The sequence below is a fragment of the Leifsonia sp. TF02-11 genome, from assembly GCF_017565305.1.
Lineage (GTDB): Bacteria > Actinomycetota > Actinomycetes > Actinomycetales > Microbacteriaceae > Leifsonia.
The window spans coordinates 84,887-102,634 of the sequence record NZ_JAGEKP010000024.1; the positions used below are offsets into that span (position 1 = coordinate 84,887).

A 17,748-nucleotide genomic window follows, 5' to 3' on the forward strand; every position below is an offset into this window, starting at 1 on the left:
GGGCGGTCAGATCACCGCCGCCCCGCGGGTTGGCGGATCGCCGCGTTGATGCGATTCCACACGTTGATCGCACCGATGGTGAACAGCAGCGCGGCGATCTCCCGGTTCGTGAAGACGGTAGAGACCTCATCCCAGAGCGCGTCCGGCACGGGATCGGGTCGGTCGGCCACCCGGGTGACCGCCTCGGTCAGGGCGAGCGCCGCCCGCTCCCGTTGCGTGAAGTACGACGTCTCTCGCCAGGCGGCGACAGCGGCGATGCGCTCGTCGCTGTCGCCGTCGAGTTCGCGCAGCTCGCGCGTGTGCTCGACGGTGCACCACGAGCAGCCGTTGATCTGACTCGCCCGCAGCGTCACCAGGTGGAGGATGCCGGCGGGCAGTTCCGTCGACCGGCCCACGGCGCTGAGTGCGGTGAGGGCGTCCATGCCGCCCTCGAGCAGGAACGCCGGATGCGGCATCCGCGCCATGACCTCCACGATGGCGTCGCGTCGCTGATGCTGGGTCTGAAGCTGGGTAGTGTCGGTCACGATCTCTCTCCTTTTCGATGTACGGGTGTCCGGTTGTCACGTTTCCGTCGTGCGGGTGGTCATTTCGCCGGACACACTGTCGACCCGCGACCGGAAGGAAACGTGACATGGACGCCCAGCACGTTCTCGCAGAACGATTCGAGGAACACCGCACCCGCCTCCATCACCTCGCGTACCGCATGCTCGGCTCGGACGCCGACGCCGACGACGCGGTGCAGGAGACCTGGCTGAGACTCGCCCGGACCGGTACGGACGGGATCGACAACCTGGACGCCTGGCTCACCACCGTGAATGCGCGCGTGTGCCTCAACATCCTGCGCGCGCGGGCGACCCGCGCCGAGTCGACCTTCGACGACGAGGTCTCCGAACCGATCGTCGAGCCCGCACCCGCGCTCGACCCCGAAGCGGCCGCGCAGCTCTCCGACGCCGTGGAGACCGCGCTCCTGCTGGTGCTCGACTCGCTCAGCCCCTCCGAGCGCGTGGCGTTCGTGCTGCACGACACGTTCGGCGTGCCGTTCGAGCAGATCGGGGAGCTGCTGGGACGCTCCCCCGAGGCGACACGACAGCTGGCCAGCCGCGCACGGCGCCGGGTCACGGCTCGGGCCGACAGAGGTGCGCCGGGGCGGCGGGGCGGCCGCCGTCTCGTCGACGCGTTCTTCGCCGCCGCGCGCGAGGGCGACTTCGACGCCCTCGTGGCCACGCTCGCGCCGGATGCCGTGCTCCAGGTCGATGACGGAGGCTCCGTGGCGTCGGTCATCCGCGGTTCCGCGCAGATCGCGTCGCGCGCCCTGATGTTCGCGAATCCGGGTGCGGTCCTGCAGCCGGTGCTCGTCGACGGCCTCCCGGGCGTGCTGGTCGTCGTGGCCGGTCGCGCGGTGTCGATGATGGCGTTCCGGGTGGAGGGCGACCGCATCGGCGGGATCGACGCGTACGCGGGCCCGGAGCGCCTCGCCAGAATCGACCTGCCGGCGTGACGAACGGCCCCGAATGAGGCACCATCGACACTGGTAGCGTCGCTACCGGTAGTGCTACTATCAGCGCGTGCTCATCTCCGAACTCTCCGAGCGGACCGGGACGCCGGCCGCGACCATCAAGTATTACGTGCGCGAGAACCTGCTGCCGGCCGGCGAGCGGGTCGGCGGCAATCGCACGGAGTACACCGACGAGCACGCGCGCCGGCTGAAGCTGATCCGGGCGATGCTGGAGGTCGGCAAGCTCTCCATCGCCGCCGTACGGACAGTGCTCGACGCGCTCGACGCGCCCGACGCCCCGGTGATCAACGCCTTCGACGCCGCCCAGCAGGCGGTCTCCCGCTCCGCCGTCCCTGATGTCGCCCCGCCGAGTGCGCCGGCTCTCGCGCGGGTGGACGCGCTCATCGCCCGCGCCGGCTGGCACGACTGCGACGACAACATCGGCCGCGGCATCGCCGCCCAGGTGATCGACGCGTTCGACAACGCCGGCTTCCCCCTGCCCGACGCCTACCTCGACAGCTATGCGGCCGCCGCGCGGCTGCAGGCCGAAGCCGACCTCGACACGGTCGGCGTCCTCCCCGATCCCGCGCGCATGACCGAGCTGGTCGTCGTCGGCACGGTACTCGGGGACACCCTCGCACTCGGCCTGCGCCGGATGGCGCAGGCCGTCGTCACGACCGAAAGAAGAACGCCATGAAATCCGTCTTCGCGTGGCACCGTCCGCTCATGACGGTCGCCGCGCTGATGCTCGTGAGCACCCTCGTCTGCCTCCTCGGCCTCCTCGTCGACCCCCGGCAGGTCACCGGCCTCGACGTGTGGGACAAGCCCCTCAAGTTCTCGATCTCGATCCTGCTCTACAGCGTGACCTGGGCCTGGCTCATCGCCCACCTGCCGCGGTGGCGGCGACCCGCGCACATCGCGGGGACCGTCATCGCCGTCGCCCTGATCGTGGAGCAGGCGCTGATCCTCGGCGCCGCCGCCGCCGGGACCACCAGTCACTTCAACGTCTCGACGCCGCTCGCGTCGGCGATCTGGGCGACCATGGCCGTCTCGATCACCGTGCTCTACGTCTGCACCTTCCTGACCACGATCGCGGTCTTCTTCCTGCGCCTGCCGTCCGCGTCCACGACGCTCGCCGTGCGCGCCGGCGCGGTGATCGCACTCGTGGGCATGGGCCTCGCGTACCTGATGACCGGTCCCACGTCGCAGCAGCTCCACGATTTCCAGGGGATCGCCGGGGCACACACGGTCGGTCTCCCCGATGGCGGCCCCGGCCTGCCGCTGCTCGGCTGGAGCACGGTCGGCGGCGACCTGCGCATCCCGCACTTCGTCGGGATGCACGCGCTGCAGCTGCTGCCGCTTTTCGCCATCCTGCTCGGCTGGGCCGGACGGCACTGGCGGCCGCTCGCCGACGACCGCGTGCGCCTGCGGCTCGTGATCGTCGCGACGACGGTGTACGCCGGCACGGTCGCCCTCGTCACGTTCCAGGCGCTCGCCGGTCAGTCGATCGTCCGGCCGGACGGGGTGTTCCTCTGGGGAGGCTGGGCTCTGGCACTCGGCGGCGTGGTCGCCGCGGCGCTGGTGATACTGGTCGGGCGCAGGCCACGGTCGCACGAACAGTCCGCCTCCCGCCGCGCGCCCGACCCGGTCGGAGCCGGCCGGTGACCGCCCACGCCGACCGCCGGGCGACCGGCACCTGGAACGGCCGCGCGACCGCCTATCTCGTGCTCGCGATCCTCGGCCTGGTCGGGACCTGGACCTACAACATCGTCGCGATCGCCGAGCACCGCGACTATGTCGGCGACTGGATCGGCAGCGGCCCCGCTGTGGTGTCGCTCACGATCGACGTGCTGGTCGCGGCCGTCGCCTCCGCCGTCTTCATGGTGATCGAGTCGCGGCGCATCGGCATGCGTCGCGTCTGGATCTACCTCGTGCTGATCCCGCTGGTCGCCCTGGCCTTCGCGCTGCCGCTGTTCCTCGCGATGCGCGAGCGGTGCCTGGCGAGCCGGGAGGCGATGAACGACCGGGCAGGATCACCCCGTCGGTCGGCGGGGTGATCCGGCCGACCGGCCGTCTGCGGACACCGGCACCGGCCGGGTAGCGTTGGAAGATCGGCGTGCGGTCGAGAGCGACGGGAGGTCCGCGTGATCCGGGTGGTCGTGATCGACGATGAAGCGCTGGTGCGTTCCGGCTTCAGCCTGATCCTGAACTCCGTCGACGACATCTCCGTCGTCGGCACGGGCACGGGAGGGGAGGCCCTCCAGGTCATCCAGGCCGAGAAGCCCGACGTGCTCCTGCTCGACATCCGCATGCCGGATGTCGACGGACTGGCCGTGCTCAACAGCATCCGGCGGATCAGCCCGCGGCCGGCGGTGGCGATGCTGACCACCTTCGACGCGGACGAGTACATCCTGACCGCGTTCCGCCTGGGAGCCTCCGGCTTCGTCCTGAAGGACACCGAGCCGCGCCAGCTCGCCGACTTCGTGCGGGTGCTCGCGGGGGGCGGCGTGGTCCTCTCGCCCAAGGCCTCCCAGTCGCTGGTGCAGAACCACCCGGCGTTCGCGAGCGTGCTCGACGAGGAGGCGGCCAGAGTCGATCTCCTCACCGACCGCGAACGCGACGTGCTCGTCCTGGTCGCCGAGGGCCTCTCGAACACCGACATCGGGCAGCGGCTGTTCCTGGGCGCCGGCACGGTGAAGGACCACGTCAGCGCGATCCTGGCCAAGCTGGGCGTGAGCAGCCGCGTCCAGGCGGCGCTGGCCGCGCAGCGGTCCGGTCTCCTCACGCGGCAGGACCGATCGGCGGGGTCGGCGGGATCGTGAGCCGCATCGCAGCCCTGTGGCAGCGCCTCCCCGCCCCCGTCGTCGATGTGCTCGCCGTCCTGCTCGCCGCACTCGACGCCGTGCTGGCGGCCTGGGGTGACCGGCCGCTTCCCCCGATCGAGATCGCCGGGATCGTGCTGGCGTGCGGCGCCCTGCTGCTGCGGCGCCGGTTCCCCCTGATCGTGTTCCTGCTGACCATCCCGGCGACGCTGTCCGAAGGGCTCGTCGCCGCCCCGATGATCGCCCTCTTCACGCTGTCACGGCGGACGCGCAATCGCTGGCTGCTGGTCGGCTGCGCCGCGCTCTTCGCCGTGGCGAGCGCACTGCCCTGGCCGTTCGCGGGCGCGGACAAAGTCGATCAGGTGGGGGTGTTCGTCTACTTCGTGTACCAGCTGGCGACCGCGGCGACGCCGGTCATCCTCGGGCAGCTGGTGGAGGCGCGCGGCGACCTCGCCAGACAGCTCGTCGAGATCCGGCGCTCCAAAGAGCACGAGCAGAGCCTCTACGCCGAGTCGCTCCTCGCCCGCGAGCGCGCGCAGCTGGCGAGGGAGATGCACGATGTCGTCTCGCACCAGGTCAGCCTCATCGCCGTGCAGGCGGCGGCCCTGCGCGTCATCGCCACGACGGAGGAGGGGCGCGCGGGCGCCGAGACGATCCGCGAGCTGAGCGTGACGACGCTGGACGAACTGCGCACGATGGTCGCCGTCCTGCGGATGGCGGGCTCGTCGAGCCCCGGACTCACGCCGCAGCCGACCATGGCCGACATCCAGACGCTCATCACGAACAGCGGCATGGAGGTCACCCTGACGGGCACGCTCTCCCCCGAGGTGCCGGCACCTGTCCAGCGCGCCATCTACCGCACGGTGCAGGAGGCGCTCACCAACGCGCGCAAGCACGCTCCCGGTGCGCCGGTCACCGTCGTGCTGCACCAGGGCGCCGTCGCGGTCGGCGCCGAGATCACGAACGGACCTGCCGTGCACCGGCCGCTGGGGCTTCCCGGGTCGCGGGTCGGACTGGTCGGGCTGCGCGAACGCAGTGAACTGCTCGGCGGGGACTTCTCCGCAGGCGCCGGACCCGACGGCGGGTACGCGGTGCGGGTGAGCTTCCCCGTGCACTGAGCCCGGGCGGGACGCCCTCAGGTCTGCTGCAGCTCGAACCTCCACACGACGTCGAGGGTGCCGTGGTCGGGGAGCTCGAAGCGCGAACGCGCCACGATCGCGCGGGTGGTCGCCCGGATCGGCACCTCGATCGAGAGGCTGCCCGCCCGCGGCGTCTGCGTGCACGCCGGCCCGGTCAGGCAGTCGTACTGGTCGCCCCCATCGGTCGGTCCTCCGTGCGCGTCGAGGTGCTCGAAGGCCCCGACATAGAGCACACGCGCGCGGAAGCCGCTGACCAGCCGCAGGCGCAACCGATCACGCGTCGACACCGCGACATGCTGCCGGCCGGCGTGCGCGTCCCTCATGCTCCTGCGAGTCGCGCCATCCAGGCGGTAACCGTACGCGTACGGGTCGAGCGCGTGGTGCCGCACCGAGAGCGACGGGAGGACGAGCCCGTCGCCGACGCCGTCCGTCCGGTCGGGCTGCGCCGAGCCGCAGCCCGTGAGCAGCGCCAGGACGAGCGCGACGACGACAGCCCCGACGGTCGTCCTCACTTGCGGGCCAGTCGCTCGACGAGCCCGCGGAAGGTCTTGCCCGAAGCGGGCGCCCCTCCCACGGCGTCGGTCGTCGTGCGGTCGCCCGGCTCCTGGCGGTCGATGACTGTCTGCACCAGGTAGTACAGGGCGTCGGGCTGCGAGCCGATCAGGTGGCCGATCAGCTCGGCGGCCTGGAGGTCCTTCTGCACGGGCGACGCCAGGCGGATCGACTCCGCCAGGTCGGCGATGAGCGTGACGTCCCTGGTCTGCATGGTCTCGTCCTCCGCACGGGTCGACGGCGCTCCGGAGCGAACGCCTCCCCTCCATGCTCGAAGCCGCTCCCGGCGGAGCGCACCCGCCGACTGGTGGCCGCGCCCGGACGATCGGCGGGCAGTGCGATGCGGCGACCGGAGGCCCGCGTGGCCCGGCGGCCGCCCGGACGGTCGAGGGCGGATCATCCCTGCGACGGATGCGGACCACCCGACCGGCGGGAGCAATCCGCTGCTCGGCCGATCCGGTCGCGCGGCCCGGCTGCCAGCCTGAGAGGGTGAGAACCACCATCGCCCGGCACGCGTCCGTCCTGCTGCAGTTTCCGGCCACGATCGCCGTCACGATCTTCGCGATCGGGGCGGCGGCGCTGCGTCTGCAGACCGTGAACGAGCCCGCGTTCCCCGCGCCGTGGATCGGTTTCGTCTTCTGGATCGTGCTCGTCGCGGCGATGGCACTGGCCGAGCGGCTTCTCGGCACCTTCGTCGCCCTCCTGGCCGGCTCCGTGAGCACCGCGGCGGCGCTCCTCGCGACCTGGGGCGCACTGACCGCCGCGTCGCGACTGGGCGAGGCGTTCTCGACGGAGGCGCTGCAGCATCCGTTGTGGGCGCCGTCGGTCGCGACCGCTGCTCTGCTCGGTGCGGCGAGCGCCCGGATGAAGCCGAGGACCAGGACGACGCTGCGCTGGTTCACGGTGGGCGGCGCGGTGGCACTGATGCTCGCGAACGGGCACGCGTCGGACGTCGCACGCGTGCTGGCCGTCGCCTTCGGCATCCTCGCCGGATCGATCGGGCTGAGCGGCACGAGCGAGTGGCAGTGGGGCAGCTCGGCGCGGGCGCGCCTGCGGCGCTCGATCAGCGCTGTCCTCATCCTGGTCGGGGCCAGCGTCATCACGACGCTCGTCGCGCCGTACGCCGCCGGTGTCAGCACCGCTGTCGCCTACTCGCTCGATCCGCAGCTGACCGCCGCGGTCGGGCTGGCGCTCATCGGCAGCGCCCTGCTGGTGCTGAACGGCCGCCGCCGCACCCTCGCTCTCGCGCTCGTCGTGCTCGTCGCCGTCGCCGTGGTCCTGACGGTCACGGCGATCCAGCTGATCGGCGACGACAGCGGGCTGCAATGGTCCGCCCTCACCCCCGAGGACATCGAGTGGGGCGTCACGGTCTTCGCCGTCGCTCTCCTCCCGGCCGTCGCCGCGATCGTGCTGGCCGTGACGGCGCGCGCCCTGCTGCGCAAGAAGGCCCCGACTCCGTCGCCGGCCGATCGGGCGCTCCTGCGTCTCACGGCGCGCGAGGCCGGCGCGGGCTCGCTCGCGCACATGGCGACCTGGGACGGCAACTCGCTGTGGTTCGCCGACGACGGGGCGGTCGTGGCCTACCGGGTCAGCCGGGGCGTCGCGTTCACGGTGTCCGATCCGATCTGCCACGATGACCGCATGACAGAGACCGTGCGTGGTTTCGCCGCGCATTGCGAGCGACAGGGCTGGGTTCCCGTGTTCTACAGCGTGCACGACGAGGTCGCCGACCTCGCGGGCGAGCTCGGCTGGGCACGGGTCCCTGTCGGGGTCGAAGCGGTGCTCCCGCTGGCGGGGTTCCAGCTCTCCGGCAAGCGTCGCCAAGACCTCCGGACCGCGATGAACCGGGCGGAGCGGGAGGGCATCGAGGCCCGCTGGAACCGTTACGACGATCTCCCTGTCGCCGTCCGCGACCAGGTCACGTCGATCTGCAGGTCGCGGCGCTCCGGCACCTCGCTGCCCGAGATGACCTTCACCCTCGGCGGGCTGGACGAGCTCGCGGACCCCGACACGTTCCTCATGGTCGCCGTCGATCGCAACGGCCGCGTGCACGGCGTCACCAGCTGGCTCCCGGTCTTCCGCGAAGGCGAGCTGCACGGCTGGACGCTCGACGTGATGCGGCGCGACGACCGCGCGATGCCCGGGGTGATGGAGTTCCTCATCGTCTCCACCGCCCTCCGTGCCATCGCGGACGGCCTGGAGGAGATCAGTCTCTCCGGCACGCCGCTCGCGCCGCACGGCACGCAGCGCACCCTCCTCTCGCGCCTCTCGGCGAGCATCGTGCGGCTGCTGGAGCCCGCGTACGGGTTCCGGACGCTGCGCCGCTTCAAGGAGAAGTTCCTCCCAGAGAAGCGCCCGCTCTGGATGCTCTATCCGCGGCACTCGCAGCTGCCCAGGATCGGCCCAGCTCTGGCGCACGCCTACGCCCCGACCCTCGGGTTCGGCGACCTCGTCAGGCTTCAGGCCCTCCACCGGCCGAGGCCGGACGCGCAGCTCGCCGGCCGCCTCAACGGGCAGCGCTGACGCCGCAGATGCTCGAAGCGTTCCTCTCCCTCGACATCCTCGACGGGCTGGTCCCGATCACCGCCTTCGTGCTGGGCGCGGCAGCGCTCGTGCTGCTCCTGGTCCGGCCTCCCACCCGTCGTTGGCTGCGTGCCCTTGCGATCGCGGTCGTCGCGGGCGGGGCGTCCGCCGTGCTCCTCTGGCTGGTCTGCGTGCGCTGGCTGGATCTGTTCGGCGGCTCCCTGGGGATCGCCACCTACCTGTGGACGGCCGCGACCTGCATGGCGGTCGCCGTCGCCATCGTGTCGCTCTACCGAGCCCGCTTGTGGCGGCGCATCGTCGCCTCGGCCGCTGTCGTCGTGTTCCTGGTCTGCGGAGCACTCGGGATCAACGCCTCGTTCGGGCTGAACCGGACCGTCGGCAACCTTCTCAACGTCGTCGTCCCGCATCCGGTGCGCCTGGCGCCACCCTCGGCCGACGGCGACTCCTCCGGGGTCGGGGCACTCTGGTCACACTGGCGCCCGCCCGCGGGGATGCCGCAGACCGGCGAACAGGGCACGGTGGAGATCCCGGCGACGATCAGTGGCTTCCACGCGCGCTCCGCGGGGATCTACCTGCCGCCGGCGGCGCGCACGTCCAATCCTCCTCCGCTGCCGGTGGTGTTGATGCTGATGGGGCAGCCGGGCAATCCCGACCCCAGCCCGATCGGGAGGGTGCTCGACGCGTACGCGCAGCACAACAACGGCCTCGCACCGATCGTCGTCGTCGCCGACCAGCTCGGCCCGGGAACCCCCGACACCGGTTGCGTCGACTCCGCCCGTTTCGGCAAGGTGTACACCTACCTGACGGAGGACGTGCCCGCGTTCATCCGCGCGCGCTTGAACGTCGTCAGAGATCACCGGTTCTGGACCATCGCCGGATACTCCAACGGTGGTCAGTGCGCGATCTCGATCGGCAGCAAGCGTCCCGACCTGTTCCGGTCGATCATCGACGTCTCCGGCGAGGAGTACCCCGGCTCGAGCAATCCTCGCCTGGCCCTCCACGACCTCTTCGCGAACAGTCAGGCGTCGTACGACGCGGCGAAGCCGCTCACCATCCTGGCGGGGAAGCAGTTGCCGTCGACGACCGCCGTGTTCACCGCGTGCCTCGACGACCCGCACTACTACGGCGTCGCCCGCACGGTGTCGGCAGCCGCGAAAGCAGCGGGGATGAGCGTCACCCTGACTGCCCTGCCCTCGGGAGGCCACGGCCTGCGCGCGCTGCTCGAAGGCCTGCACGCCGCCTTCGCCGTCGTCTACCCCGTCATGGATCTCTCCCGGCCGGGAGAACCGGCCCGTGACGGGTGACGACGAGACACCCCACCCGGGCGGCACCACTTCTGGGTGGGGCTGCGCCCGTCCGACTGCACGTAGCCTGACTCCATCGTTCCCGCGCGCTGACCCGAAAGGCGCCTGTTGAAATGAACTCCCTCATCGAGGTCGCCGCGACTCCCGCCGCCGCTGTCCCGCGGCTCCCGGTGGCCGCCCCCGTCGCGCGCGCCTCCGTGACCGCGTTCGTGGACGGCGTCTCCGGTCACAACGACCGCGCCAGGCAGGCCACGCTCGCACTGGCGCTCGAGCTCGGGCGTCGCCTCGACACTCCGGCATCCGTCGTCGGCGAGGGATCGGCCGCGCAGGCACGCAGCCTCGGCTGGCGTGCCGCCCTCCAGCAGTCGCGACCCGAGCTGGACGCGCTGGGCGAGATGGCGGCGCGGTCTCTGAAGACCAGCCGATTCAGCGCCTTCTGCGTCACCAGGAACGCGGCGGCCATCGCCACCCTCCCCGCCGTCGCGCGCGCGTTCCCCGACGCCGCGGTGGTGTGGATGGGCGCCCACCCGTGCCTGCACACGCCGGGCACCACCCGCACCGGCGACCTGAGCGGGATGGCCCTCGCCGGAGCGACGGGCCTGTGGCCGTCCGGCCTCGGGGGCGACCTCGCGCTGTCGAACGTCATCCTGCTCGGCGCCCGCGACCTCGACAGGGCGGAGAAGCATGTGATCGCCAACTCGCCCATCAGGCAGGTCGCCACCGGGCCACGGCTGCAGGATGAGCTGGCCGCGACGATCGCCGGCCGCGAGGTCTTCGTGCACTTCTCGGCCGACGTCCTGCGGCCCGGCATCGTCCCGACCGACTTCCAGGTGGCGGGCGGCCTCACGATCGACGCGGTCGTGGAGACGGCTCGCACGCTCGCCGGCGAGCGCGTGGTCGGCCTGGAGATCAGCGAGCTGGAGCACGACCCCACCGACCGTTTCAGCACCTCCGCCCAGCTCATCGTCGAGATGCTGACACCGCTCCTTCCGCGGGGGTGACGAAGGCGAGGGCGCGGGATGAGTCCAGGGGCAGTCGGTCAGGCCAGGGCGGTCAACGCCTCCTGGAGGTGACGTTTCGTCTGCTCCGCGTCGTGCACCGAGAGATACAGCTGCTGGAAGTGCTGCCCCTCGGCGATGGCGATTCCGAGTGCTTCACCACTACCCGAGTAATTCCAGAAGTGACGTTCACCGTTCGGGTGAAAGGTGCCGGACAGCCTCCCCATGAAGTCCAGGCCGGGGCCACGCCATCCGGTGGGGATTCTGCTCGGAGTCCGCTCGACGCTGACAGAAGTGATGCTCCTCAGAGGGACCACCACTTCACGTCGGCAGCACCACAGGCGATCCCAGCCGCGTGGTCTCACAATGAGCGAGTCGGCCGTCACCTGCAGATCGTTTCGGTCAGACACGTGAGTCCTCTCGGGGTGGCTCGCGGCGTGAAGTCGCTTCGCGGCACAGTGAAGCCGACGGCGTACATCACCACACCGATCGTACCGAGCCCGACGGTCTGGAATTCGTTCACCCCCTCCCGCCCGGACGCCCCGGCGGTAGCATCCCGGCATGCTGATCGCGCGACTGCAGGCCCTCGGGCTCGTCGTCGGGCCGGCACTGTTCGCACTGTCCCCGCTGTTCTGGGTCGACGGGCACTACGGGATGGTCGGAGGGATGCTGATCGCCGCGTCGACGGTCCCCTGGGTCTACGGCCTCGTCGGCGAGTACGGGAGGCTGCGACCGCTGGTGCCGCGCGTCGCGGGCCTGTGGCTGCTGCTGGTGCAGCTGGGGATGTTCGGCACGATCGCCTTCGGCCTGCAGGGCTTCTTCGAGGGCGTGTTCGGCGTCGCCGACCGGGCGGCGCTGGACGCGTTCGCGGACTACCCGCCGTGGGGTGCCGCCGTGCTGCTGCTGTCGGGTCCGGTCTTCCCGCTCGCGCTGCTGAGCCTCGGCGTCCTGCACTGGACGACCGGGCTCTCGCCGCGCTGGGCAGCCGGCCTGTTGTGCGCCGCGGCCGTGCTCTTCCCGCTCGCGCGGCTCCTGCGGCTCGACCTGCTCGCCGTGGCCGCCGACCTGCTGATGCTCGCGGCGTTCTGCGTGCTGGCGTGGCGGTCCTGGCCACGCGGGTGAGACGAAAGCGCCCGCACCGGCCGAAGGGGGGCGGCCGGTACGGGCAGTCGGTGGCTGGGCGGGATTACCCCACGCCCTCCAGCGCGTCCGTCTCGGTGTTGCCGATGTTCTGGATGACCTCCGGCCGGCGACGCTTCAGGTAGACGAACCAGAGCACGGCCGCGACCAGGGTCAGCAGGAACAGGTACGGGATCACGTTGAGCGGGAAGGCGGGCACCGGCCAGACGTTCGCGAAGAACACGTACGCCATCGCGGCGACGGCGACGACCGCGCACACCCACACCAGCTTGTTCCGCATGCCGGCGCGGCGCGTGTAGGCGATGCAGGCGATCGCGACCAGCGCGTAGGCGACCATGTAGCCGTAGGTGCCGTAGGTGTCCACCCAGACCGTGATGTCCATCGGGTTCGAGCCGACGGCCAGCAGGATCACGTCGAGCAGGATCGCGGCTGGGCCGGCGACCAGGAGGACGCGGTGCGGCGTGAGGTGACGCTCGTGGGTGCGGCCGAAGCGCTCGGGGAGGACGCCCTCCTTGCCCATCACGTACATGACCCGGCCCACCACGTTGAGCGGGGCGACCACGACGGCGAAGAACGAGGCGCCGACGCCGAAGGTGAGGATGGGCGCGAACCACGACGGCATCCCGATCAGCTTCGCGATGTCCTCCAGCGGGCTGGCGCTGGTGGCGAGGTGCTCGTGCAGCACCGCGATCTGGGTGTAGGCGGCGAAGACGTAGAGCACGCCGACGACGACGGCGCTCCACATGATGGCGCGCGGGATGGCGGTGTACGGGTTCTTGGCCTCGCGACCGAGCGCGTCGGCGGACGAGAAGCCGACGAAGCCGAGGATGCCGAGCACCATGCCGGCGGCGACGCCCTGGAACGACGAGCCCTGCGCGATCACCTGGGCCGGGTCCCAGGCGCTCGGGCCGGCCCAGACGAGGGCGGCGATCAGCAGGATGGTGATGATCGTGACCGAGACCAGCTCGAGCACGAGCGAGACGCGGGCCGAGAGGCGGATGCCGCGGATGGTGAACAGCGTCGCCAGGCCGCCCAGCACGATCGCCAGCCCGATGTACCAGCCGGCGCCTCCCGCCGGGACGCCGAGCAGGACGAGGAACTGGTTGAAGTACGACACCGCGCCGCCCAGCGAGCCGGCGGCGATGCCCCAGCAGCCGATGACGAGCGTGACGCCGGCCAGGTAGGCGCCGGTCGGGCCGAGGCCCTTCGCGACGTAGGTGTAGAGCGAGCCGGCCGAGGCGTGCTTGCGGGCGAAGACCACGACGCAGTAGCCCACGCACAGGATCACGATGGTGGCCAGCAGGAACGAGTAGATGGTGCCGTTGCCCGCGCCGACGAAGATCGCGGCGGCGGTGAAGGCGATGACGGCGCTCGGCGCGATGTTCGCGATCGCCTGGGCGGCCAGCTCGGGGCCGCTCATGACGCCGTGCCGCAGGCCGGCGTCGGCGGCCGGGGTTGCCGCCTTGCTCTGGGTGGTTGACATGGCTCTCCTGTGAGTCTGTTCGGGGCGTTCGGGGTGGGGGCGTGGGGTGGGCGTTCGGGGCGGAGCAGGACTACGGGATGAGGAGCGTGCGCAGCACAGAGCCGGATTCGAGGTCGTCGAAGGCCTGCGCCGCCTCCGCCAGGGGTCGCCGGCCCGAGATCAGCGGGTCGAGCAGGAGCTGGCCGTCCATGTAGCGGTCGACCAGGGCGGGGATGTCGATGGAGGGGCGCACCGAGCCGTAGTTGGAGCCGAGGATGCGCTGATCGGCCTCCGCGAGCACGAGCGGCTCGAAGGAGGCCTTCGCACCTGTCGGCGGCAGGCCGACGATGACGGCGGCGCCGCCGAGGCCCAGCATCCGGATGGCCTGCTCGGTGGTGGACGTGCGGCCGATCGCGTCGAAGGCGTAGTCGACGCCGTCGGGGATCAGGTCGAAGAGCTGCTCGACGGCGTCGGCCTGCGACGCGTCGATGCGGTCGGTGGCGCCGAACTGCAGCGCCATCTGTGTCTTGTCGGCGAGCACATCGATCGCGACGATCCGCTCGGCGCCGGCCAGGCGGGCGCCCTGCACGACGTTGAGGCCGACGCCGCCGCAGCCGATCACGGCGACGGTGGAGCCCGGCTCCACTGCGGCGGTGTTGAGCACGGCGCCGACGCCGGTCGCGACGGCGCAGCCGACGACGGCGATGACATCGAGGGGTGCGTCGTCGCGCACCTTCACGGCGCCGGAGGCCGGGACGACGACCTCCTCGGCGAAGGAAGACACTCCGAGGTAGTGGTGCACGGTCTCGCCGTCGCGGGACAGGCGGGAAGTGCCGTCGAAGAGCACGCCCTTCGGCGCGACGATGGTCGCCACCTTCTGGCAGCGCGCCTCGTGGCCGGAACGGCAGTAGCGGCACTCGCCGCACGGCGGCACCCAGCTGAGCACGACGTGGTCGCCGATGGCGAGCGAGCTGACGCCCTCGCCGAGGGCGGTCACGACACCGGAGCCTTCGTGGCCCATGACCAGCGGGGCAGGAGCGTCCCATTCGCCGCGCTTGACGTGCAGGTCGGAGTGGCAGACCCCTGCCGCTGCGATGCGGACGCGCACCTCGCCGGCACCGGGCTCGGCGAGGTCGACCTCGGCGACCTCGATGGGAGCGGACGGTTCGGTGAAGATGACGGCCTGCATCGGTACTCCTTCGTGTGCGGTACTCGCTCGATGCTAGGAGTCGACCTCGCGGGGTGTCATTCATCGAAAGTGTGAAGTTTGGCACAGGATTCGACACTTCGTACAATCGTCCCGTGGCCCGTGATGTCGCCTCCCTCGCCCGCTCCGTCGGCGGTCGGCTGCTCGTCGGCGCCGTCGACACGGGCACGCCGGTCGACGGCGTGGTGCCGTTGAGCGGGTTCTCGCTCGTCGGCCACGCATCGTTCGCGACGCTGGTCGTGGCCTCCGACAGCGAGATCGCCGCGGTGTTCGGGGACGACGATGCCCGTGCCGACGCCCTGCGGAGCGCGGTCGTAGTGGCGCACAGCGACGACGACGCCGTGCGCGCACTGCTCGAGGAGGCCGGCGTCACGGCCATCGTCGGCACCGCGGAGCCGGAGGAGGTCCTGCTCCCCGCCCTCACCGCGCTCCTGGCCGTCGACCAGGCCGCGGAGGACCGCGCCGTGACCAGCGCCATGAAGGTGCTGACGCTGGCGGCCCGGCGCGGCGGCGTCTCGGGAGTGGTCGCCGAGCTCGCGCACCGCATCGACGGCTGGGCGGTGCTGTTGGACCGCCACGGCCAGGTGATCACGACGGCGGGCGCCGGCGGCCTCCACGTGCAGGACGCGGTCGCGGTCGCGCTGGGCCGCCCGGTGCGCGTGCGCCACCGCTCGCTGCAGGTGCACGCCGTCGGCCCCGGCGAGGACCTGTCCGCGCAGCTCATCGTCAGCCCCCGCACCGAGTCGTCCAGCCGCGCGCGCGAGCTCGGCTCGCAGACCGCCGCCCTCCTCGACCTGGTGCTGCGCACCGACGACCCCACGCGCACCGAACGCCTCGGCCGCGGCGTGCTGATGGAGGTCCTCCTCGCGGGAGGCGAGCCGGCCGCCTCCCTGCTGCGCCGCTGGGGCGTCCATGAGACGACGCTGACGGCCTTCGCGCTCACCGCGCGCTCCGCGTCGGTCGACGTCGAGCGCCTCGTCTCGCTGTGGCTCAACGAACTCGGCGCCGCCCACATCCTCACGCAGGCGCAGGGCGTGGTGACGGGGTTCCTGCGCGACGACCACGTCGACGAGGTCGGCGCGCGCGTGGAGGCCTACTCGTCGGCGCTGTTCCTGGGAGTCGGCGTCTCAGCGCCGACGGACGCCCTCGCCTCGAGCGCGAGCGAGGCCGCCCAGGCCCTGGAGGCGGCGCGTGCAGAGGGCCGGCGGGTCGTGCACTACAGCTCCATCCCGACGATCGCCTTCGTGCTCGACCGGCTGCCCGAGGCGGACAACCGCCGCCTCGCCCGCCTGCTCGACCCGCTCCGCGACCCCGCGGGCGCGCACGGCGACCTGCTCGAGACGCTGCGCGTCTTCCTCGCCGAGAACGGCGCCTGGGGCGCGGCGGCCGACCGGCTCGGCATCCACCGGCAGACCCTGGCGACCCGCATTCAGCGCATCGAAGCCCTCGTCGGCCTGTCGTTCGCCGACGCGGACGACCGCACCGCAGCCTGGCTCGCGCTCCGAGCCGTGCGCACCTGAGCCAGCAGGCCACCGAAACCCGCGATTGCTCACGTCTCGATGGTGCGAGGGCGGGTCGCCGGCCGTTGGCGCCAGGCGCGGCCCCCCTCGTCTTTGAATCTGAGGATACCTCAATTAACGGACGGCGGCACTCAGCATTCCCAGGTCGCGCAGGCTGAGCGCGGTCTCTACGATCGTCTCGCGTGCCGGCCGCGGCCGCAGTCCCAGCTCCGCCTTCGCCCGCTCGTTGTGGATGACGAGCGGCGCGGGCTCCTCCCCCGGCAGCTCCGTGGTGGGCACCATGCGCGCCAGGTCGCCGAGTTCCGCCCTGAGCACGTTCGCGACATCGAGGAACGTCATCGTCGGGCCGTCCGCGAGCACCAGGTAGCGCTTGCCCGCGGCGCCGGGCGTGGCCATCGCCGCGAGATGGGCGGCGGCGACGTCCCGCACGTCCGCGATGCCGAACCGTTGTCGGGGCACCGCCGCCAGGTGGCCGTCGAGCATGCCGGTGAACAGCGCGAGCGACGACCGCGCGGAGGCGGTCAGGGTCGGCCCGGCGATCCAGGTCGGGTTGACGACGACCAGCTCCGTGTCGCCGCCCTCCCGCTCGACGAAGTCCCACGCGGCGCGCTCGGCGACCGCCTTCGACAGCGGATAGGCCGGCAGCCCGGGAGTGGCCGGGTCGGTCCAGTCGGATTCGTCGTAGTCGCGCACGGGCTTCGGCGAGTACCCCACAGCTGCGAAGGACGAGGTGAGCACCACTCGGCGCGCTCCGGCGTCGCGGGCGGCCCGGAGCGCCCGCAGCGCTCCGTCTCGGGCCGGCACGACGACCTCGTCGGGGTCGTCCGTCTGGATCATCGGCGACGCCACGTGGTAGACCTCGTCGATTCCCTGCAGGGCAGCGGCCCAGCCGTCGTCCTCGGTGAGCGACGCCGCAGCGAACGACAGCGCGGCGGCGTCGGCGCCGCCACGGCGAACGGCCTCCCGCACCTCGTCGGCCCGGTCGAGGCTCCGCACCGTCGTGCGCACGTCGAGCCCCGACGCGAGAAGGTCGGCGATCAGCCGCGTGGCGAGGTAGCCGGTGCCTCCGGTGACGAGAACCTTCGCGCCGCTCATCGCAACGTCGCCTCGAGTCGCGGGAGGACGGCCTGCAGCTCGACCTGGGCCTCGGCCTCGGCGGCGGCGTCCACGCGGTCGCGGGCGTCCCACAGCGCGGCCTTGGCCCGGAGGTAGTCGAGGTGCGTGCGCAGCGTCACGATCTGCTCCTCCACCCGCTCCGCGTGCCGCAGCAGGATGTCCCGCTGCTCGCCCGCCTTGTCGTGCCCGCGCCGCCGGTTGGCCTGGTACGTGCGCATGTCCTCGATGCCGACGCCCATCGCGCGCAGGCAGGCGAACATCTGCGCCGCGTCGAGGTCGTCGTCGCTGTACCTCCTGTGGCCGCTGCTGTCGTCGCGGGCGATCGGCCCGAGCAGTCCGACCTCCTCGTAGTACCGCAGCGTCGGCTCACTGAGCCCGCTCTGCCGGGACACGTCCTGGATGCTGAAACTGGTCATGCCTCCATCAGAACAGACCTCAAGCGCTTGAGG

19 protein-coding genes are annotated in these 17,748 nt (G+C 71.7%); 11 read left to right on the plus strand and 8 right to left on the minus strand.

The features are described from left to right. Positions 1–11 precede the first annotated feature (11 nt). The gene (locus JNB50_RS21360) at positions 12–524 is read right to left on the minus strand and encodes a carboxymuconolactone decarboxylase family protein (RefSeq protein ID WP_208042152.1); all 513 of its coding nucleotides are present in this window, start codon (positions 522–524) and stop codon (positions 12–14) included. Between the two features lie 107 nt (positions 525–631). Here JNB50_RS21360 and JNB50_RS21365 point away from each other — a divergent pair, with 107 nt between their 5' ends. The 6 genes from JNB50_RS21365 to JNB50_RS25625 all read left to right on the plus strand — a co-directional run bounded on the left by JNB50_RS21365 (position 632) and on the right by JNB50_RS25625 (position 5,435). Then, on the plus strand, positions 632–1,498 hold the full coding sequence (locus tag JNB50_RS21365) for a sigma-70 family RNA polymerase sigma factor (protein WP_208042153.1): 867 nt from the start codon (positions 632–634) through the stop codon (positions 1,496–1,498). A 67-nt stretch (positions 1,499–1,565) separates the two neighbouring features. Continuing rightward, the gene (locus tag JNB50_RS21370) at positions 1,566–2,192 is read left to right on the plus strand and encodes a MerR family transcriptional regulator (RefSeq protein ID WP_208042154.1); all 627 of its coding nucleotides are present in this window, start codon (positions 1,566–1,568) and stop codon (positions 2,190–2,192) included. After that, positions 2,189–3,160, plus strand: a complete 972-nt coding sequence (locus JNB50_RS21375; protein WP_243768793.1) for a hypothetical protein — start codon at positions 2,189–2,191, stop codon at positions 3,158–3,160. Before JNB50_RS21370 ends, JNB50_RS21375 begins: the two co-directional genes overlap by 4 nt. Continuing rightward, positions 3,157–3,552 (plus strand): DUF2834 domain-containing protein, encoded by a 396-nt coding sequence (locus tag JNB50_RS21380; protein ID WP_208042155.1) that lies wholly within the window; start codon positions 3,157–3,159, stop codon positions 3,550–3,552. The genes JNB50_RS21375 and JNB50_RS21380 overlap by 4 nt, the downstream gene beginning before the upstream one ends. Before the next feature lie 87 nt (positions 3,553–3,639). Continuing rightward, the gene (locus JNB50_RS25870) at positions 3,640–4,317 is read left to right on the plus strand and encodes a response regulator transcription factor (RefSeq protein WP_208042156.1); all 678 of its coding nucleotides are present in this window, start codon (positions 3,640–3,642) and stop codon (positions 4,315–4,317) included. Next, a complete protein-coding gene (locus JNB50_RS25625) occupies positions 4,314–5,435 on the plus strand; it encodes a sensor histidine kinase (protein ID WP_208042157.1) in 1,122 nt (373 codons plus the stop codon). The genes JNB50_RS25870 and JNB50_RS25625 overlap by 4 nt, the downstream gene beginning before the upstream one ends. A gap of 17 nt (positions 5,436–5,452) precedes the next feature. On the opposite strand, the gene JNB50_RS21395 is transcribed toward JNB50_RS25625, so the two are convergent. Together JNB50_RS21395 and JNB50_RS21400 are read right to left on the minus strand one after the other, a co-directional pair. Continuing rightward, positions 5,453–5,968 carry a hypothetical protein gene (locus JNB50_RS21395; RefSeq protein ID WP_208042158.1) on the minus strand — a complete coding sequence of 172 codons (516 nt, stop codon included), beginning with the start codon at positions 5,966–5,968 and terminating at the stop codon, positions 5,453–5,455. Then, positions 5,965–6,222, minus strand: a complete 258-nt coding sequence (locus JNB50_RS21400) for a hypothetical protein (RefSeq protein ID WP_208042159.1) — start codon at positions 6,220–6,222, stop codon at positions 5,965–5,967. Before JNB50_RS21400 ends, JNB50_RS21395 begins: the two co-directional genes overlap by 4 nt. Before the next feature lie 275 nt (positions 6,223–6,497). On the opposite strand from JNB50_RS21400, the gene JNB50_RS25630 reads away from it, so the two are divergent. From JNB50_RS25630 to JNB50_RS21415, 3 genes are all read left to right on the plus strand, one after another. Then, entirely contained in the window at positions 6,498–8,531 is a 2,034-nt protein-coding gene (locus JNB50_RS25630) for a bifunctional lysylphosphatidylglycerol flippase/synthetase MprF (protein ID WP_208042160.1), read from the plus strand. An 8-nt stretch (positions 8,532–8,539) separates the two neighbouring features. After that, on the plus strand, positions 8,540–9,856 hold the full coding sequence (locus JNB50_RS21410; RefSeq protein WP_208042161.1) for an esterase family protein: 1,317 nt from the start codon (positions 8,540–8,542) through the stop codon (positions 9,854–9,856). 113 nt (positions 9,857–9,969) lie between these two features. Continuing rightward, a complete protein-coding gene (locus JNB50_RS21415) occupies positions 9,970–10,857 on the plus strand; it encodes an arginase family protein (RefSeq protein WP_208042162.1) in 888 nt (295 codons plus the stop codon). Positions 10,858–10,895: 38 nt separating this feature from the next. Here JNB50_RS21415 and JNB50_RS21420 read toward each other — a convergent pair whose 3' ends face one another. After that, a complete protein-coding gene (locus JNB50_RS21420) occupies positions 10,896–11,264 on the minus strand; it encodes a hypothetical protein (protein ID WP_208042163.1) in 369 nt (122 codons plus the stop codon). Between the two features lie 151 nt (positions 11,265–11,415). On the opposite strand from JNB50_RS21420, the gene JNB50_RS21425 reads away from it, so the two are divergent. Then, complete coding sequence (locus JNB50_RS21425) at positions 11,416–11,976, plus strand: hypothetical protein (protein ID WP_208042164.1); 561 nt, start codon at positions 11,416–11,418, stop codon at positions 11,974–11,976. Between the two features lie 64 nt (positions 11,977–12,040). Here JNB50_RS21425 and JNB50_RS21430 read toward each other — a convergent pair whose 3' ends face one another. Then, positions 12,041–13,477 carry an APC family permease gene (locus JNB50_RS21430; RefSeq protein WP_208042165.1) on the minus strand — a complete coding sequence of 479 codons (1,437 nt, stop codon included), beginning with the start codon at positions 13,475–13,477 and terminating at the stop codon, positions 12,041–12,043. Between the two features lie 70 nt (positions 13,478–13,547). Further along, positions 13,548–14,645, minus strand: coding sequence for an alcohol dehydrogenase catalytic domain-containing protein (locus JNB50_RS21435; protein WP_208042166.1), 1,098 nt, complete (start codon positions 14,643–14,645; stop codon positions 13,548–13,550). Between the two features lie 113 nt (positions 14,646–14,758). On the opposite strand from JNB50_RS21435, the gene JNB50_RS21440 reads away from it, so the two are divergent. Next, positions 14,759–16,183 carry a helix-turn-helix domain-containing protein gene (locus JNB50_RS21440; protein ID WP_208042167.1) on the plus strand — a complete coding sequence of 475 codons (1,425 nt, stop codon included), beginning with the start codon at positions 14,759–14,761 and terminating at the stop codon, positions 16,181–16,183. Between the two features lie 114 nt (positions 16,184–16,297). Here JNB50_RS21440 and JNB50_RS21445 read toward each other — a convergent pair whose 3' ends face one another. Then, entirely contained in the window at positions 16,298–17,278 is a 981-nt protein-coding gene (locus JNB50_RS21445) for an NAD-dependent epimerase/dehydratase family protein (RefSeq protein ID WP_208042168.1), read from the minus strand. After that, positions 17,275–17,715, minus strand: coding sequence for a MerR family transcriptional regulator (locus tag JNB50_RS21450; protein ID WP_208042169.1), 441 nt, complete (start codon positions 17,713–17,715; stop codon positions 17,275–17,277). Before JNB50_RS21450 ends, JNB50_RS21445 begins: the two co-directional genes overlap by 4 nt. Positions 17,716–17,748 lie beyond the last annotated feature (33 nt).

Coding starts and splice junctions, on each gene's coding strand:
- JNB50_RS21365 (WP_208042153.1), top strand. CDS start 632: ATGGACGCCCAGCACGTTCTCGCAGAACGATTCGAGGAACACCGCACC.
- JNB50_RS21375 (WP_243768793.1), top strand. CDS start 2,189: ATGAAATCCGTCTTCGCGTGGCACCGTCCGCTCATGACGGTCGCCGCG.
- JNB50_RS21400 (WP_208042159.1), bottom strand. CDS start 6,222: ATGCAGACCAGGGACGTCACGCTCATCGCCGACCTGGCGGAGTCGATC.
- JNB50_RS21410 (WP_208042161.1), top strand. CDS start 8,540: ATGCTCGAAGCGTTCCTCTCCCTCGACATCCTCGACGGGCTGGTCCCG.
- JNB50_RS21415 (WP_208042162.1), top strand. CDS start 9,970: ATGAACTCCCTCATCGAGGTCGCCGCGACTCCCGCCGCCGCTGTCCCG.
- JNB50_RS21425 (WP_208042164.1), top strand. CDS start 11,416: ATGCTGATCGCGCGACTGCAGGCCCTCGGGCTCGTCGTCGGGCCGGCA.
- JNB50_RS21430 (WP_208042165.1), bottom strand. CDS start 13,477: ATGTCAACCACCCAGAGCAAGGCGGCAACCCCGGCCGCCGACGCCGGC.
- JNB50_RS21435 (WP_208042166.1), bottom strand. CDS start 14,645: ATGCAGGCCGTCATCTTCACCGAACCGTCCGCTCCCATCGAGGTCGCC.
- JNB50_RS21445 (WP_208042168.1), bottom strand. CDS start 17,278: ATGAGCGGCGCGAAGGTTCTCGTCACCGGAGGCACCGGCTACCTCGCC.
- JNB50_RS21450 (WP_208042169.1), bottom strand. CDS start 17,715: ATGACCAGTTTCAGCATCCAGGACGTGTCCCGGCAGAGCGGGCTCAGT.